The sequence below is a fragment of the Vibrio sp. R10-SG-ISO4 genome, assembly GCF_059834135.1.
Window position 1 is genome coordinate 1 of sequence record NZ_JCBDHJ010000021.1, and the last position, 16,635, is coordinate 16,635.

At 45.2% G+C, this 16,635-nt stretch carries 13 protein-coding genes and 5 pseudogenes; 5 read left to right on the plus strand and 13 right to left on the minus strand.

The annotated features are described in order from the left end of the window. Nucleotides 1-506 precede the first annotated feature (506 nt). From AC6R03_RS15575 to AC6R03_RS15590, 4 genes are all read left to right on the plus strand, one after another. Entirely contained in the window at nucleotides 507-911 is a 405-nt protein-coding gene (locus tag AC6R03_RS15575) for a DUF3150 domain-containing protein (RefSeq protein ID WP_500630565.1), read from the plus strand. A gap of 1,111 nt (nucleotides 912-2,022) precedes the next feature. Further along, nucleotides 2,023-2,217: a hypothetical protein gene (locus AC6R03_RS15580; RefSeq protein WP_500630564.1), complete on the plus strand. Its 195-nt coding sequence runs from the start codon at nucleotides 2,023-2,025 to the stop codon at nucleotides 2,215-2,217. Further along, the gene (locus tag AC6R03_RS15585; protein WP_500630563.1) at nucleotides 2,198-4,033 is read left to right on the plus strand and encodes a 3'-5' exonuclease; all 1,836 of its coding nucleotides are present in this window, start codon (nucleotides 2,198-2,200) and stop codon (nucleotides 4,031-4,033) included. The genes AC6R03_RS15580 and AC6R03_RS15585 overlap by 20 nt, the downstream gene beginning before the upstream one ends. Nucleotides 4,034-4,129: 96 nt before the next feature. Next, on the plus strand, nucleotides 4,130-4,474 hold the full coding sequence (locus AC6R03_RS15590; RefSeq protein WP_500630562.1) for a hypothetical protein: 345 nt from the start codon (nucleotides 4,130-4,132) through the stop codon (nucleotides 4,472-4,474). A gap of 135 nt (nucleotides 4,475-4,609) precedes the next feature. Here the strand turns inward: AC6R03_RS15590 and AC6R03_RS15595 are convergent. The 3 genes and pseudogenes from AC6R03_RS15595 to AC6R03_RS15605 all read right to left on the minus strand — a co-directional run. Further along, a pseudogene (locus AC6R03_RS15595) lies at nucleotides 4,610-4,919 on the minus strand (IS66 family transposase); the annotation flags it as partial. Between the two features lie 11 nt (nucleotides 4,920-4,930). Beyond that, a pseudogene (locus AC6R03_RS15600) lies at nucleotides 4,931-5,146 on the minus strand (IS66 family insertion sequence element accessory protein TnpA); the annotation flags it as partial. Nucleotides 5,147-5,370: 224 nt separating this feature from the next. Next, nucleotides 5,371-6,234 carry an alpha/beta hydrolase fold domain-containing protein gene (locus tag AC6R03_RS15605; RefSeq protein WP_500630561.1) on the minus strand — a complete coding sequence of 288 codons (864 nt, stop codon included), beginning with the start codon at nucleotides 6,232-6,234 and terminating at the stop codon, nucleotides 5,371-5,373. Between the two features lie 296 nt (nucleotides 6,235-6,530). Here AC6R03_RS15605 and tnpC point away from each other — a divergent pair. Beyond that, a pseudogene (gene tnpC, locus AC6R03_RS15610) lies at nucleotides 6,531-7,873 on the plus strand (IS66 family transposase); the annotation flags it as partial. Nucleotides 7,874-8,106: 233 nt separating this feature from the next. Here the strand turns inward: tnpC and AC6R03_RS15615 are convergent. The 10 genes and pseudogenes from AC6R03_RS15615 to AC6R03_RS15660 form a co-directional block, all read right to left on the minus strand. After that, nucleotides 8,107-10,041 carry a hypothetical protein gene (locus AC6R03_RS15615; protein WP_500630560.1) on the minus strand — a complete coding sequence of 645 codons (1,935 nt, stop codon included), beginning with the start codon at nucleotides 10,039-10,041 and terminating at the stop codon, nucleotides 8,107-8,109. 288 nt (nucleotides 10,042-10,329) lie between these two features. Continuing rightward, nucleotides 10,330-10,692: pseudogene (locus AC6R03_RS15620) on the minus strand (transposase); the annotation flags it as partial. Between the two features lie 305 nt (nucleotides 10,693-10,997). Continuing rightward, a pseudogene (locus tag AC6R03_RS15625) lies at nucleotides 10,998-11,750 on the minus strand (DUF2726 domain-containing protein). A gap of 70 nt (nucleotides 11,751-11,820) precedes the next feature. After that, nucleotides 11,821-12,420 carry a hypothetical protein gene (locus AC6R03_RS15630; protein ID WP_500630559.1) on the minus strand — a complete coding sequence of 200 codons (600 nt, stop codon included), beginning with the start codon at nucleotides 12,418-12,420 and terminating at the stop codon, nucleotides 11,821-11,823. 68 nt (nucleotides 12,421-12,488) lie between these two features. Beyond that, on the minus strand, nucleotides 12,489-12,869 hold the full coding sequence (locus tag AC6R03_RS15635; protein ID WP_500630558.1) for a hypothetical protein: 381 nt from the start codon (nucleotides 12,867-12,869) through the stop codon (nucleotides 12,489-12,491). Between the two features lie 7 nt (nucleotides 12,870-12,876). Continuing rightward, nucleotides 12,877-13,224, minus strand: a complete 348-nt coding sequence (locus AC6R03_RS15640; RefSeq protein ID WP_500630557.1) for a hypothetical protein — start codon at nucleotides 13,222-13,224, stop codon at nucleotides 12,877-12,879. Beyond that, complete coding sequence (locus AC6R03_RS15645; protein ID WP_500630556.1) at nucleotides 13,217-14,422, minus strand: hypothetical protein; 1,206 nt, start codon at nucleotides 14,420-14,422, stop codon at nucleotides 13,217-13,219. Before AC6R03_RS15645 ends, AC6R03_RS15640 begins: the two co-directional genes overlap by 8 nt. A 12-nt stretch (nucleotides 14,423-14,434) precedes the next feature. Continuing rightward, nucleotides 14,435-14,818, minus strand: a complete 384-nt coding sequence (locus AC6R03_RS15650; RefSeq protein ID WP_500630555.1) for a hypothetical protein — start codon at nucleotides 14,816-14,818, stop codon at nucleotides 14,435-14,437. Then, nucleotides 14,796-15,659, minus strand: coding sequence for a hypothetical protein (locus AC6R03_RS15655; protein WP_500630554.1), 864 nt, complete (start codon nucleotides 15,657-15,659; stop codon nucleotides 14,796-14,798). Before AC6R03_RS15655 ends, AC6R03_RS15650 begins: the two co-directional genes overlap by 23 nt. Nucleotides 15,660-15,865: 206 nt before the next feature. Further along, the gene (locus AC6R03_RS15660; RefSeq protein ID WP_500630553.1) at nucleotides 15,866-16,072 is read right to left on the minus strand and encodes a hypothetical protein; all 207 of its coding nucleotides are present in this window, start codon (nucleotides 16,070-16,072) and stop codon (nucleotides 15,866-15,868) included. Nucleotides 16,073-16,635: the final 563 nt, after the last annotated feature.

Consider the following 16,635-nt stretch of genomic DNA (forward strand, 5'->3'; position numbering starts at 1 on the left):
GGCCGCTTTGTCCATGTTACGAACGGATAGTTTGACTCAGGTGGATCAATTTTACATCGGCGCTGACACTACATCGTAGTTCAACGTTAAGCACGTGTTCAAGGGCACTACGCTATCGCTTTTCAATTTCGGCACTTGGGAACGGCAGTTTATACATCAGCTTTCGTTTATTGGATTGAGAAAGGATTTGACATCAATGTGTTAAAATTAGCCATGTCTGGTATAGTTTTAGTTGGTATCTCAAATCACTTATCCAGTCAGATTGAAAAGGAGAAGACAGATGAACGGACTTGATATTATTCTGTTTATAATCATTTGTTTTGGCATTTTTGCCGTCAATGCTGACCGCATCATCGCATGGTGTGACAGGCAATTGGCAAAAAAGCACTAAAAGATAACGATAAGCACAACTAGCGCTTATCTACATTTCTACTACGCCAAAGGGCATACCTCCCCCTACGGCGCACGGTATGTCCTTTTTTATATATAAAATTGGAGATACCATTATGACTACTACTGCAACTCTAGTCCTAGAAGACGTCATTGCCGTTGACTTGCACTTCTCGATCTGGACAGGTCGAAAAATGCTTGAATCCACAGATTTATCATTGAATGGTGAAGCGCCTCCGCGTGAAGTTATTAATCTTGGGTCAAAGCACACTACCGCTCCAAAAGAGCTGAAAGTGCTCCATACACTCAAGCTGCAAGCGGAGCGTCTATGTCTGCGTGCGGGGATTCCTTTCTTGGGAGGCTACGCTATCCCAACAGCTAAAGCCGATGACACCGCCAAAGGACTTGCGAAAATCACTCACGCAAACGTCAGATGTCGATTACCGCAATTAGTGCTCAGTTCTCGATGTTTCAAATCAAATCGGCAAACAGCACTATTCCAAGCATCAACTCTGGCCTAGAACGTCAAGTGGAAAGCCTTGGAAATTCAACCTAACCAACGTCCGTAGCCTAAAGGGTTTACGGGAAAAAATCGAAGGTTTGGCCTTTCTGAATGGTAAATTTTCTAAGCTCGTAACAGAGATCAATAAAATTGAAAACACAATGCCTTTTAAGGGCAAACTCTCACGAAATGAGTGAAAAGGACCAACAAGCCTTTGCTAATTCAACTCAAAGCGGAGAAACGGATTTGTATGTAAATTAAATTGAATAAGGAAAGGACGAAGTTGAAGACATGGATATTTTCAAAGATAACTTGGCATATACTGGTCACCAGCAACTTCTAGCTGTAGCAAGCGCTTTAGCCTCAGATGGAAAATCGATATGGGAAAGCATACCCTACGTATCAGATTATTTGATAAGCAATCTAATTCGAGGGGATAATACATAGCTTCCGATAATCAGAGAAGATAAAAGGAGCACATTAAGCAAAGAATTTGATGCTAAGATTAGTTACTATCAAGCCCTATAAAAATAGAAATATGGCAATTACTTCCTCTAATCAGGAAAAAGCTGACGCTTTGACTTCTGAGAGAGATAAGCAGCTCCATGAGTTTGATAATAACATTACTATAAAAGACAAAACTATCTCACAGATCAAACTAGCTCCACACGATACTCTGATTATTCCGAAGACTATAAGACAGGCATATCCATGTTAACTAAATCTAACCAAAAACAGACCGACTTCCTTCAAAGTCAATTAAGAAACATTGAGGAAGATAAGGCGTATCAAATTCAAATGTATGGCGACAGATACAAAACTGTCACACCAAAACATATATTCTTGGATATACCAAGATAATTTAACTGGTTAGCGAAGAATGTAGATTCTTCGCTGACATCTAATGCGAAATTATTATCTAAATCAAGAAAAAAGACATTAATGGTAATTTCAATGGCACGAAAAATCACACTGATTTGAATTGATTTTTCGTACTATGCGAAAAAGGGGTGGTTTTTCGTTACTATAATACACTTACGTAACGAAAAATCATGATTTTTTGTTACGATAGTTGATTTGGGTACGATTAACAGAAATAGCACCAAATCAGGTTCGCAGGAGGTTTAGACATGCAAGCAGTTCTTGATTCACTGTACAATGAAATTGATAAGAACTATTACGAAGCCAAAAGAGTTTACGAAACTTGGATGCCGATTGTTGCTAAACGCGAGAGTCAGAGAAAAGCCAATAAGCTCGACATGGAGGAATCCACTAACTACGAAATGCGCTTAGAGTTTGCGGGCAATGCATTTTCATTTAGATGAAATGATATACCTCAATCACTATGAGACATTTGCTAAACTGGATTTAACCCACAGACTATCCGAAAAGCTCAATATCAAATCAAGACACTCGATACTTACAGGCATTATAGAGAACTACTTCACAACGGCCTCAGAGGAAATAACTGAGAAACATTCTACCAACCAGTTCACAAGTTACATTGCGGCATTGGAGGAAAAAGGAGTCATTAGTTCAAGTGAGCTGAAGGAAGTCTCAGCGTTCGTACTGGACATCTGTAATAAGCTCGCCAAAGAAATGCTCAGTGACAAATCGTCTTGCCCAACTACGCACGATGGTTATTTAAAGGCTTGGCAACTATCGAACCCGGTTGTTAATTACGACTACATCATGTTTGATGAATGCCAAGACGCGTCACCTGTTCTTTTAGCTGTTATCTTAAAACAATCATGCCAACGTATATTTGTTGGCGATAGGTTCCAATCAATCTACCAATTCAGAGGCAGTATCAACGCAATGGACGTTATACCCTTTGAAACATTCCCTTTGTCACAATCCTTTCGTTACGGCCAAGGTATTGCCGACGTAGCAAATCAAATATTGAGACATTGCGATGACAAGGTGAATATCCGAGGGAATGGAACGGACAGTGTCGTAATTAGCGCAACGGAGTACGGGAATATTGGTGAAGTCGAGCCATTCCTATTTGTTGCGCACACTAATCAAAGTTTATTGGAAACATTAATTCAATGTTTTGAATCTGGCGTACCCGCACGGTTTTTTTCCAACAAGATTGAACACAGCATCAACACACTGAAAAGTTTATTTTCTCTGCATGAGACGGGCAAAGCGAGGCTGGCCGCTCACACCGCTTTTACGTCACTTTCAGATCTCGTTAGCAAGAGTAAGCAAGCCGAAACCAAGTATCTTGCGAACCTGATTCTCGACGATGAAGCCAAGGCCCAAACACTGCTTAGCGCATTGGAATGGTCAAGGTCAGTCACAGAGTCGGATGCTGACGTTCACTTAGTCACGGCGCATAGCTGCAAGGGACTAGAATTCGACACGGTGATGATAAGCGACGATTTCTATGAAGCGTTGAACGCGTTCGGACAGGGCAAGCCGATGTCGGACAACGAACTGTACCTACTTTATGTCGCCGTTACGCGAGCCAAGAAAACCTTGGTGATTGCAGATAAACTTTTTGAAGCATTGCAAAGCCCATTGGCGTTCACAACGAACAAAACCCAGCCCGCTCCGTGTTTAATGGACAATCTAAAGGTGACTGAACGAGTTCAAGAAGAACAAATCACCGATGAACCCATCATCTCAGAAGCACAAACCGAATCGGCAAACGCATGTTTGGTAAGCTCCACATCCGAAGAACCTACCACCAAAAAGCCCGTAGAATCGACGACAAGGGCATCAAAAAAGAAAAGTAAGGGTAGGATCAAGGCTGAACCCATTCAAGGCCCTTACAGCTCCATTAGGATTGAAATTGGCCGCTACAAAGAAACAGACAAACCTATGTATTGGTTGCCAACGGATACTAACTACTTTTTCAATCCAAATTTGGCGGTTTTAGGCACTATGGGTACGGGTAAGACTCAAACCAATAAGAGCCTATTGTTACAACTGCACAGGCAGCGCCAGCTCAACACCAACGGTGAGAAATTTGGTGTCCTGATTTTCGACTACAAGGATGATAAAAACCTCGTTGCTCAGTATCACGCGCAATCAGGGCAACTTGAAAAACATCACGCGTTGTTCATTGACGGCAAGAAACAAGTCACTCACCAAGAGTCGACGGCCTTCTGGAAATTGATGCAGAGTACGTGAGTTAAAGGTTGTACGATGTACATGGACACACTGACAGCACCCGGCACTCACACGAGATGCCTGGTGTTTCATTTGAACAGCTAGCGAGCCCCAACAATGAACAAAGAACCACTTGACCTTGATGGCATCAAACACAATCTAGCAACGTGGATAGCGCTCACTAAACAGGGCAAATACCGCATACGAGAGCTGCAATTGCTGATAGACAGCTACTACCTCGGGCTTCAAGAGGCACGTAGTATTCACGAATTAACTCCCCTACTCCAAATTTTCGCTGACGCCCGGCACTGCGCCTCGCTGCTATCAGACAATCCATTGAAGCCAATTGAATTGTTCAAACCAGACAGCAGCAATCAAGAGCCTGAAATGCTGAATCTGGCACAAGATGTTCAAAATGAACTCGATACTGTCCGGGTATTCAGGCCGTCGAGTGTAGAATAGGCACGTTGACTGACTCTCGACACAGTTCAAGCTTTATCGTTGGTAAGCTTACCCTGCTTCAGTCGCTAACCAGTCACGCTTGTCGGGTTCATCAATCTCATAGTAAACGCCCCATGAACCCACGGGGCGATATGTCTAACATTTGAAGTTCCAAAGTAGGAGCTCATCGATATCTGGCTCTGCTTTTGCCAGCTCTGTCATACACTTGACCATGTAGTCGTAAAGGACAAGGTCGTTGGCTTTCGTGGTCTCGACGATGCTGTAAAGCATCACGCTCGCTTCAGCCCCATTAGGGTTAGTTGAGAAGAGCCAATTTTTTTCTGCCAATGACCAGCGGTTTTATTGCGCGTTCAGCACGATTACTATCTATCGATAAATGACCATCATCGATATAGCGGATAAGTTTCGGCCATTGGCCGAGCGTGTATTTTATCGCCTTACCCATGAGCATGCGTTTCATGATAACGCACCGATAAGCTCTGCGAGATAGGCTGCTGGCGTGCCTTGCGGAATGCTCAGCTCAACATCATTGATGAGAAGAGTCATGTTAGCTGTTGCAACCTGAGCTTGATACGTCGTCGTCTTTTCGATGACTTCAGCTCGGATAAAGCCAAGAGATACGTCCGTTTTATTCAGTTGCTTGCGCTTGGCATAGAACGTTGAAGCTATTAAGTCGCTTTATGTGCAGTTCAGGGCAGAATTGGTAGAGAGAGTCATGTAAAGTATCAAGTTCGCACATCTCGTTGTCTGACTATTGATTTTTGGCGAAACCATTTGATCATATAACAAGATGTGCATATACCTTAACCTAATGATTTTTATAAAAATCATTAGGGGATTCCTTAGAACAATGCCGCCCCGTGGGGTAATAGGGCGGATTCGCTCTTTTTATATGGTTATTGCAATTCACTATTTAGAAAATCTACAACATAATCAACATTGTCGTTAAATTTTTCACCGCCATGTTTACCACCATTAATATAAACAAGATCGACGAAGTGACTCCCTTTTTGGCGCTTAAATGCTTCATATAAGCGGGTGCTTTGCGCCATGGGTACGGTATGATCGGCGGTTCCATGAACCAAAAGAATAGGGGGAAGTTTTTGACCGACAGGTAAATTGTTGACGTAATGAAGTGGGCTTGCCTCATCTGCCTCGGCTTTGTTTTCTAAAACATTCTTGCCAATTAACTGGCTTTCAGGGGCTTTTTCACCATCACTAATTGAAACTTTGGATCCAGTTTGTTTAGCGCGATCACTGGCAATATGATAGAGATCGGTGGGTGCATACCAGGATACAATCGCATCAACTTGCTTACCATAATCCGCAGAGAGTAATCCAGCCCATATCGCCATGTGAGCACCGGATGATTGCCCCCAGATGGCAACAGAATCATAACTATAACCGAGTTTCGATGCGTTGCTTTGTAGGAACTGCATTGCTGTTTTCACATCATCTCGTTGAGTCGGCCAAACCGCGGTGGTGGAATAAGTCCAGTTGATAGAGGCAATAGCAAATCCAGCATCAGTCAGCTTTTCAACGCGTTGATACAATTCAATTTGTGATTTGTCGTTACGCTTCCATTGTCCCCCATGTACAAAAATCACCAAAGGTGGATTTACCACATCATCGGGTAAATATAAATCCAATTGATTGCGAGCCCCTTCCCCGTAGGTGAGATCTTTTTGAAGGGTATAGGCGTGTACAGTATTAGAGAAAAGGAGTGTGCTCAGTCCGAACGAAACAAGAAATTTATGCATGTACATTAACCATGTTTATTATAGGTACTTTAACAAACACAGCATATAAGAATGCTCGATAATACAAAATAGTATTTACATAGCTTTACCCTGACTCAACCCGAGTTTGATAGGCTGCTTTCTGGTTTCATGATTATCGGCCACAAACCTGTTCGAATAAAAGATTTTACAATGACTTAAGCGATAATAAAGCCTTATCCGCCAAGCGTTAACGGCATGATTTTATTATAATAAACACCATGAAAAAGACGCCAAATATCAACCCAGAAAGCCAAAATGTTGCCTAGCTACAAGCGATGGTGAAAGCGCTGATAGCGTCAGAAAACCAACTGAAACAAGAGCGCCAGTCGCTACTGGAACAGCTCAAGCTTGCCTTCGACCGTCAGTTCGCTAGACGCTCGGAGGCGTTAAAGCCTTACGATGAATCCCAAGGTGATCTCTTCAACGAAGCGGAATGTGAAGCTGCTAAGGAAGAAGAAGTTGAGGTCACGACGACCACCACAACTAAGAAGCGCGGTAAACGGAAGCCCCTTCCAAAGACTTTGCCTCGTGAAGTTATCGAACTCGATTTAGACGACCATGAAAAGCAGTGCGCTTGCTGTAAGCATAGTCTGCATAAAATCGGTGAAGACCGCAGTGAGAAACTTGAGTTCTCACCAGCGGTGCTCAAAGTGCTGGAATATGTTCGTCCTAAATATGCTTGTCGTCAGTGCGAGCAAACTGAAGACAACAATCACATTGTTCAAAAGCCAGCTCCACAAAGCATTATCCCGAAGAGCTTCGCGACAGAAAGCTTACTGGCCAACATCATCCTTGGTAAATACCAATACGCGATGCCACTGTATCGCCAAGAGTCGTTGTTTACTCAGTCGGGTATCGAGCTATCACGGACTACTATGGCAAGGTGGGTTATCCAAGTCAGTGAGAAGTTCAAACCACTCTATGCCGCCCTAAAAGAGCACTTACTTCAACAAGTGGTGGTTCAGGCAGATGAAACGCCGCTCAATGTCCTCAAAGAAGATAAACAATGTTACATGTGGCTCTACTGCTCGGGCGCAGACTCGCCAGAAGCGGCACTCCCCTATGTGAAAAATATCGCCTTGTACGATTATCCAAAACAGTCGCGCGAGGGCGTGCCCTGTTGCCTTCTTGGGGGATTACAATGGTTATCTGCAAACCGATGGCTATGGTGCCTATGATGGTCTTCACCAAGTGGCCAATGTAGGCTGCTTGGCGCATGCACGGCGTAAGTTCATGGAAGCTAAGAAGCTTCAAGGTAAAGGTAAGTCAGGCAAAGCGGATAAAGCGCTGGCTAAAATCCAGAAGCTCTATGGGATAGAATCCCGCTTAAAAGGAGAGTCTGCTGAAAAAAGAAAAGCTGAACGTAAACAACATGCTAAGCCGATACTGTATGAGTTGTACGAGTGGATGACGACTCAACAAGTGATGGAGTCTAGCCCGCTGGGTAAGGCTATAAAATACACGCTCGGCCAGTGGCCGAAACTTATCCGCTATATCGATGATGGTCATTTATCGATAGATAGTAATCGTGCTGAACGCGCAATAAAACCGCTGGTCATTGGCAGAAAAAAATTGGCTCTTCTCAACTAACCCTAATGGGGCTGAAGCGAGCGCGATGCATGAGCAGGCGGGAGAGAATTTAGCCGTGGCTCGACATATCGCTCTGAATTTACTGACGGCAGAGAAAAGTTTTAAAGCAGGGATTGAGAGAAAGCAGAAGAAAGCGAATCGAAGCAACGCGTACTTTTCTTTAGTCCTTGCGGGACAAGGGGCTTCGTAATCTTGCCCTAATGCAAAAGTCGAGTGGTAAGCACACATAGTTTGTCTATGGTAGCCAACCACTCGATGCGCTTACTCAATTTCCACTAACACCGCCAGACCCAACCCATCAGGGTCTGAGTTTGTATCCGCTGTCGCGGTCGTAAATACCCCTAAACTGGCGGACTCATTAAAGTAGCCGGTCATAGTGAGCGAACCCTCGTCGTCGGACACTGTGAGGGTAGCTGCGCCATTCGCCGCGACCGATGAGGTGGCGCTCAGTGTTACGGTTTCCTTGGATGTCTCAAGTGATGCGCCTAACGAGGGCAGGTCAATGTTCGTGATGGGGCCGGTAAGCTCAGCGGCGGTCTCAGAGCTAAAGGTGAGCGTAGTGGAGAACCCTGAATGGAGAAGCTCAAACTTTTGGTCGAGCATTGCCGCGTTGCTGAGGATAAGCTTGTAGGTTCGATTGGTTAACACTGGCGCTGATGACGGTAATTTCACCGCCAGCGTCGTGTCCACTTCCATGTCCGTACCATCTGTTCCACTGGCATTGTAAAACACCAAGAAATTGTAGTCTGCGTTCACAAACCCATCGGCATTCTCGCCGCCGACTGAGGTTACATCCCCTGTGGCGTCGGTGACAATCGCGACGCCAGTTTCACTGCTAATGGTCTCTTCCGAATAGCCACTGCTCCTAGATAGGTGTTGTTGAGTCGCCTGTGAAATGTCTACCGTCCCGCTGCCTGAAAACGTCAACACATTGCTTTCCGCTTCGATTTCTACCTCGCCTTGGCTGGTAAATCGAGAGCCCAAATACACGCGGCCAAAATCGCCGGTCAAATCGGAGGTGGACATGTTGCTCGGCTGTTTTGCCAGCAGTATCAGTCCGCGACCGACTTCCGCACCACTGTAGCCATCGGGGTCGAGGGCATCTTTGGTGCCATCCTCATTGGTATCAATAGTCGCGTAGCGAGCGGCGTTGTAGGCACTGAGGCTAAACGCCACATCCATGTCACTGACCTTTTGAAACTTGGTGGAGTGTGGGGGAGAGCGCCAACCCCAATCACCATCGATCTCTTCTTCAAATTCGCTGTCTATGCTCAACACGCCCGCCGAGTCATAGGTCGCGCTGATGGTTTCATCGTCCTCCATTTCGGTATAATAGACGGCAGAGTAGTTGTTACTGTCGTCATTACCGCTCATGTTCCCCCATGCCCCTTCATTGTCAGTTAAGACGAATTCGACATTGCCATTGCTGTCACCGGTAAGCGCAACGGACGAGTAATACAGATCGAGTGCGTACGTACCCCAGTCGCCGTCATGCAGACCGGTGACCATCTCTGATAGTCGGTAGTTGCCAGAAATAGCTACCGCCGATGACGTGGTGGTGTTGATGGAGGCGATCTGCTGGTCGACAAACTCGCCCACTTCATTATCGAGCGCGGCCAACATCGTCGACATGTCGCTGCTGCTGGTCAAATCGAACTCTTCCACTTGGCCTTTTAACTTGATGACAGAGGCCGTCGTGAGCGTGTCAAGGTCGGTGCCCGATTGGATAAACTTACGCAAAACAAACTCGGTTTCCGGTGAGATATCGACCGACTCTTGAACGACTTGCGCGCGCATATCGATGCCGTTATTGCCCGAGATTTTGACCACTAAGTTGCCGGCTAAAGAGACGCCTTCGGGCACTGTAAGGGTGTAATCACCGGTGATCGAGGTGTAGGTGGTCGCAAGGACGTCCCCGACTTGATTGCCGTTGTCGTCAATTCGAATGAGTTCAACCAATGCGCCGGTCACCGGTTGTAATCCGGTGATGCCCGCGTAGAGAGGCGGAAAAACCTCATCGAAGACACGCTCAATCATCGAGCGGTGCTCCAGCATGGCGACCGAACCGCCGGGTGCGGTGACGGACCCGCTGACATCCAAGGTGCTCGCGCTTGACGAGCTATCGCTGCCGCCGCCACATGCTGTCAGCAGTACGCTGAGCAACGCCGCGAAATAGTGTGTACGTGTGAAACCCATAGCCAACCTCCATGATTAGAAAGCCTTATAATGACACATATATGCAACAATTAGATTACAATAGTCGCAGTTTTTCGTTTTTGCCAATGTAAAGACGAGGAGCGGCGCCAAGATGTGTTGGCGCACGGCCTTTAGCGCTCCCTTCCGATCGCGGTTTTCGCTATTCCGATCACCGATTTCGGAGTTAGGCTAAAAGTGATCGGATAATCGCGGAATGTCCGTTCGGATTAAGCCGAAATAGGTGTTCGGGTCATACCGAAATGTCTGTTCGGAATACTCCGAAATACGCACGATTTCACGTGTGGTCATGCCTTTCGCGTACAGGCTCAATATCTTGTCGTCCATAGATTGGAATCGAGTTTGGTGCTTGCGGACGAGTTGAGGTTCAAAGCTAGCTTCGCGGTCGCGAGGGACGTCGATATCGACCTCTCCATCATCGGTGATAATGGACTTACCCGAGTAGCCATTGCGGGAGTTGGAGCTGGTTCTAGGTTGGTGTTTTTGATACCCAAGGTGCTCATCGAGTTCAGCGTTTAACGCCGTTTCAACGGTCACCTTGGTTAACATTTTTCGGAAGTCATCAAGATCAGATTCAGTCTTAATTGACTTTGCTGCTTCACGAGCAAAAGCTTCGAGTGCTTTCTTATCCATATTGTCCATCCCTAGCCTTTAAGGCTTAAGTTTAGACAGTTACACAGAATTCAGAACACTCTCTAGTAATCAGAAGTGGTGCGATGCCTATCCAGAACAAGCCCAATCTCTGATAGAGGCTTCGACTGTTCCAGCGGTGCTCAACTCCAACCCATCTTATCGCGGTAATTCGATGCCCAAACAACACGCACAGAGCACTATGGCTGAGCTCATGCAAAGGGATACCTAGTAAGCCGAATCCAATGTACGCCCATCGAGACGCCCGACTGTTTGCAATGGCCCCGCCAAGCACCCGGCCAAGTCCATTATGGTTGACTAAACTCCTTCGGGTTATACCAGTGACTTTCTTTTGGCTGACTGCTATTTATAGGCTCCGTTCTAAATGCACAGCCAGGGCAATCGAAGAAGTGATGCCCCTTATTGGGCCATTTCATCTCTACCCGGCTCAATTGTGACTTACAGTGCGGGCATTGCTTGTCTGGAACGACGGGAACCGTCTGTGGTTTTGCTGATTGTTGTGAGACTTGAGGCAAACGGCGGTTGTCCGCAAGGAACTGCTCTATTTGTCGCAGTTTCTCTTGATAATTCTTTGCCGCTGGAACCCTAAAAAGCGGTATCCCTGCTGCTTTAAGCGCATCGTTCTTTATTCGATCCCGCCGTTTTGCGGAGCGCTTCGCATGGCTGCGATCATCCAGTTAAATGCAAGCCAATATTTCTGAGTTACGGCGGCTAATCAGCACAAAGTCGATGTGTTTTCTTGAAACTTTATTGAAGTCACTGATGTTTTTTGGATCTTTTGGTACGCAAATGTCCGCTAACCTCACCTTTGCCATGAGATACACATCACTGGATAGTGTGCGCTGTAGTTGATTGAAGAAATTGTGCTCTGCTTTGGTGTTGAGGTATTGCTGTGAACGAAATCTCCCGGTTACAGATTGCTTACGCACCTTATTTTTGAGGATGAACAGCCCAAAAATCGCTATTGCGACAGCAACCACCACATTGATATTTACTGCATCAAATGCCGCCAAGAGGATAGCTACCTTGTTCAGTTCCATGCGAACACTCCTTTGAATAGAAAAGCCCCAAGATAGCTTGAGGCTTTTAGACCGAATAACAGTTCTCAGCCTATTGCTGAGTTTTCATTGTCTCTAGGCGTTGATAAAGCTCTGAGAACTCCGCATTGATAAACTCATTGGTACTAGCCTTTTGGGCGGCTGACATCCCTTTACCAAATTGCTCATAGGACAAGCGCATCAGCGTGTAGTAGTTGAATTTTCCGTCGATAACCACAGCTTCACTTTCAACCACTTCGTAGCCATTAATTGGCACTTGAGCCACAATCGAGTCAATTAACTGCGTGAAGTCGTTTAGCTCACCTGTATTGCCATCTTTGACATAGCTACGCTCATTGCCGGACAACTCTTGTCCAAATCTCTTAGCCAACTCAAATTGTGCGTTGAGGTTCGCTTTCTTCATGGCAACATCAAGTCGCTTACTGTCACCCATACCAACGGCATAGACCCCGGTATCATCGGACTTAGGCGGGTTGAGTACCCAGCTAGGCACCGACGCAAGCAATGATTCTGCCGCTTCCTGTGCTGCGTTATTCTTGAGTTCTTCCGCTTTTAACTGGTCTTTCGCAATGTCGTATTTATCTGGCGCACTAGAGCAGCCGACCAAAACAGAAGCCGATAGTAGTGCCAACGATAAGCTGATTTTGTTCATAACAGACATCCTTTTATTGCTGTGTCTTTAATGTTTTAACACGACTGAAAATATTTCCTAAATCGCCGCTACGCGATAGCTGCGACCAGTTCTGCGCCATGTTTTTTGAGATTGTTCGAGTAAGACAGGTAACGTTGATACTCGACTGTCACGCTGTCTGGGATCGGTTGCCCGGATAGCATCGCTTGCAGTACATCCAGCTCAGACCATCCAAGAAACAAGGGAAGTATTCGGTGCTTATCGCCATTTTCTACGCCCGTGAGCAGCATGGAACGTGCTGAATTCACTAACAGTCTAGGCAACGTCAAATCTGGGTGCTGCTGCAAGAACGACTCACATAGCTGGATCTCTTTGAGCAAATATTCCGCATTGAGTAGTGACTGATATTGTCTTTTGATCTGCGTCCATTCGTCCTGAAAGCGCTTTTCGTCCGGCTTACGTTTCACCATAACTCGATCACCCACGCTTGAGATACACACAATAATGCTTGTGCTCATTGACCATTTCATACCCCTCACCTGTTACCGTCACAGCGTTAATGTAATGTTCAGATGAAACGGTAACAGACTCGGTAATAGAGTCGGTCACATCCAAGCTATTGCCATCTTCTTTTGTCGTACTGGAAAAGTTAGTGGATGCCGAAACGGTGGCACCGAGTTCATGCGACAAATTGCCCTTTGCGATAGCTCTCGCTACGATTTTATCTTGTGCGAGACTTCCAGTTGTTTTTACGCAACCTGACGTTTCTAAAGCCATAGAATAAAATGGCACGATGCTGAGAGTTAACAGAAAATATCTACTCATACTTCCACCTTCGCAGCTTGTCTATATCCAATATCACCACATCAGCTTCTAAGGCCGTAATTTTCCTCAATTCATTTTCTGTGACATCTTTAATAATGACAGGGTTCCTAATGCTATTTCTAATCATGCGATTATTTTTACTATCATTAGAAAACTGCAATGCGTAGTTTGTGGACCTCAGATTTTCACCATTCAGTCCAATTGGGAGATAACCATAACTCTTACCACCACTAACTCTAATTACTACAGCGTTTGAGAATATATGTTCAATTAACTTGTGAGTGTACGTGTCCCTCTGGCTATCACCAGTATTTTCATATTCTTCAATCCCAATGGAATAAGGGACAGGTTTTCTCATGTGGTTGGTTACAATGCGATCTGTTAAAGTTAAATACTTTGATAATACTTCCTTAGCCGGAGACATTTTTAAGTTCCACTGGACAGGCACAGAGATATTATAATTGCCCTTATCATTCTTGTGAAAACTTGGTTTACCAAGGCTAACTTTCATCTCGTGCTTCATATAGCCAAACACGTTTTCATCAATGTCACGTTTCGCCATTTCAAAGTCTTGATCATCAAGCTCGGCTAACTGGAACAACGTACCTTGTTCAAAGACTTGTTTAGTGGCAGTGCGGTTGTTGTTCAAATCCGACAATATTGCTTCACGCGCTTTCATCAAGTCTGTTCGTGAAGTGTCAGTGCTGTTAATTTTCTTCGTTAGCTCAAGTAATTCATTGTGCAAGCGTTGATTATCCTTCTCCAAAGACTCTATTTTTGCTTGGCGCTCTGGATCACTTTTTAGCTTCGCCAATCCATCATTTATCGATTCTTTGGATAGCTTGATGGTCGCGGTCACATCCAGTACCACACTGCCTGACGCATTCACCGAACGCTTATAATCACTATTCAGCACTTCCAAAAACCCGGCGGTCAATACTCGAATTTGCTGCTTGGTGATTTGATTGCCTGACACACTTAGTGATGATTCAACATAGCTCCCCGCGTAGTCAGTAGCCGAGTTCTTCGCCTGTTCGAGCACCACTTTCTTTGCGTCGGTTAAAGTATCGTTATCACCGAGAACGTAGCGCTCAGTGACCTTTAAGTTGATGTGTTGGTTGGTTTCTTGAAGCGGCATAACGTCAGCTTGAACAACAAACGACACCCAAACCCATAGAATTCCAATAAATCGCTTCATACCCTTCCCTTATTATTCTTGCGGTAGTCGGTGCCAGTAAGCGCCTAACCCTAATCCAGCACACGCGGTGCAAGTCAGCAATTGCCCGTCACTACTGACTATCAATTCTAAGTTTTGTCTCGACACCAAGCTGCTCGTATCATCCATCAACAACGTGATTTTTGAGCCTTTAATAGACGTTGGCTTTTGCATGTCTCCAACCGGAGTACGCAGTGTGGCAAGTCCTTTTTGAATCTCTAGCGTCGCGTTTTGCTTAGACTCGATATAAAGCCCCGTCACCGTGCTCTCATTCATTAGCGACGGCAGGTATTCAGCCAAATCAACCGTGTCCGTTTCGCATCCTGACACGGTTAACAAGCCAACCAAAACAAGGTTACTGTGGTTTGATAAACTCATATTTCTCGCCTTGCGTGTAGATAGCAGGGACGATCACGCTAGGATTGCTATATACCATTTTATTTCCTCTCGCTTGAGGGAAAGACGGTGTATAGATATAGAAACCTTCTGGCAACGTACTTGTGTATTTCTTATAAAACTCCCTATAGTCAATTGAATTATCTTTTGCACCAACAACTAACGGGGATGGCGGTGTAATTAGCATATTGTCATTTTTGCTTGTGTCGTCATAAACCCCGTAGGTATAGGCATTAATTCGCTTACCATCAATGTTCATTTCACCTAACTTAATTGCACTGACATTTATATCAGCAAAGTTCACTAACCCTGCTGCTTCACCATTAATTGTCAGCAACTCCACACCACCTTTACGTGTAAATTCAACATTGCCGTATATTGATAGAGTTTCAAGCGCCGTCTTTCGAGCAGTTTTGACTATATACTTCGCTACTTCTTCTTTGCTTTGATAATCCTTTGCGTTCACAACTACGATGAATCGCGGCTTAGATGCTTCATGATCAGAATGTGCTAGAGCGCCCGCAGCCCCCCCCGCGACGTTGATAATGCCAATCAGACTGCCCGTTAGCACACTGATGCCACCAAGCACGACAGAGGCTTCCGCACCACTGGCTTGAACCATCTTTGTCCGTGTTTCTTTGATTTCTTCTAGTGTGAAGTCTCTTAGTGGGCTGTTATTGCGTGTTAACGACGTTTGATTGGCGATGTTATAGGCGTAGCTGTGTTCGTTAGTGAACGGTCGTGGCTTAATCGGCTTTGAGGTAGATTGGCATCCCATCAATACGGTTGAGGCTATTACTGCCATAGTCGCTTGCAGTTTCATGTTGGTTACATCCCTTTTCTTTACTCGTGATTACATTGTCTCACGGTGAAAAAATTTCCAAAATCAGCTTTAAATCATAATCTTATACAGCAACCCAACTTATCATGAACACCATACTATAACCACTTTATCTAGCTCAAATTTCGCTGCCAGTCTCATTGTCTGTGTGAAACCATGCGGATACCGGCGATTGTTCGTTTTGAACTTTATTGAAGACGATTCCAGCCATCCTCATAACCATCACGACGCAATTCGTCCGCATCGAAGTTTTCTGCACGCTCGAGGTTTACTTCAAGCATATTCGAGCGATCGCCGGTGTCCAAGTAAGACCCCGCGTCGGTGAGGGAGTCGATGTCGATCGTTGTCGCATCCGTGAAATTCTCAGTTTTAAGGAGAATACCTATACAAATCAAGAACAACTCACTCTTGCGTTAAGCTTGCTAAGCTGTTCTGGCGTATCATCTTCTTAGGAAACCTCGGACACAACTTCGGGAAGCTCGCACTCGCCTGTTGCACTTGTACTGCACCAGATGTTGAACAAGCGAACCATTACAATGCGTCGTAGTAATCAATCAGTGCGTATACCGCGCTATCCCAAAGTTCTACAAAACCTGTTAGATATAGGAGAGCAAAAAAAACCGTCACCCCAAGCACATTCTTTGTCATTTTATTGAACATAGTTACACCTCTCTTTTTTCAGTTGGACTTGCTTACTACATGAAGGCTCATCGCCAAAGTCGGTCGGGCTTTTTTTATCCCGTAACTCTTCTAATCTATCAGTTAATTCAAATTTCCAAAGCGTAAAACATGCTGATTTTTTTTTGGGGATAAAGGGCCCTTTAATTAACCAAACATCACCCAGCCCCCTTGATATACAAGGCTTTCAGGGGAATTTAAGAGGTTTCGCTCACTTTTTTTCGAAAGTATTTTTCAATGTCTGCCAGGACATCTTTAGGTATCCGAGAAAATTCTAACG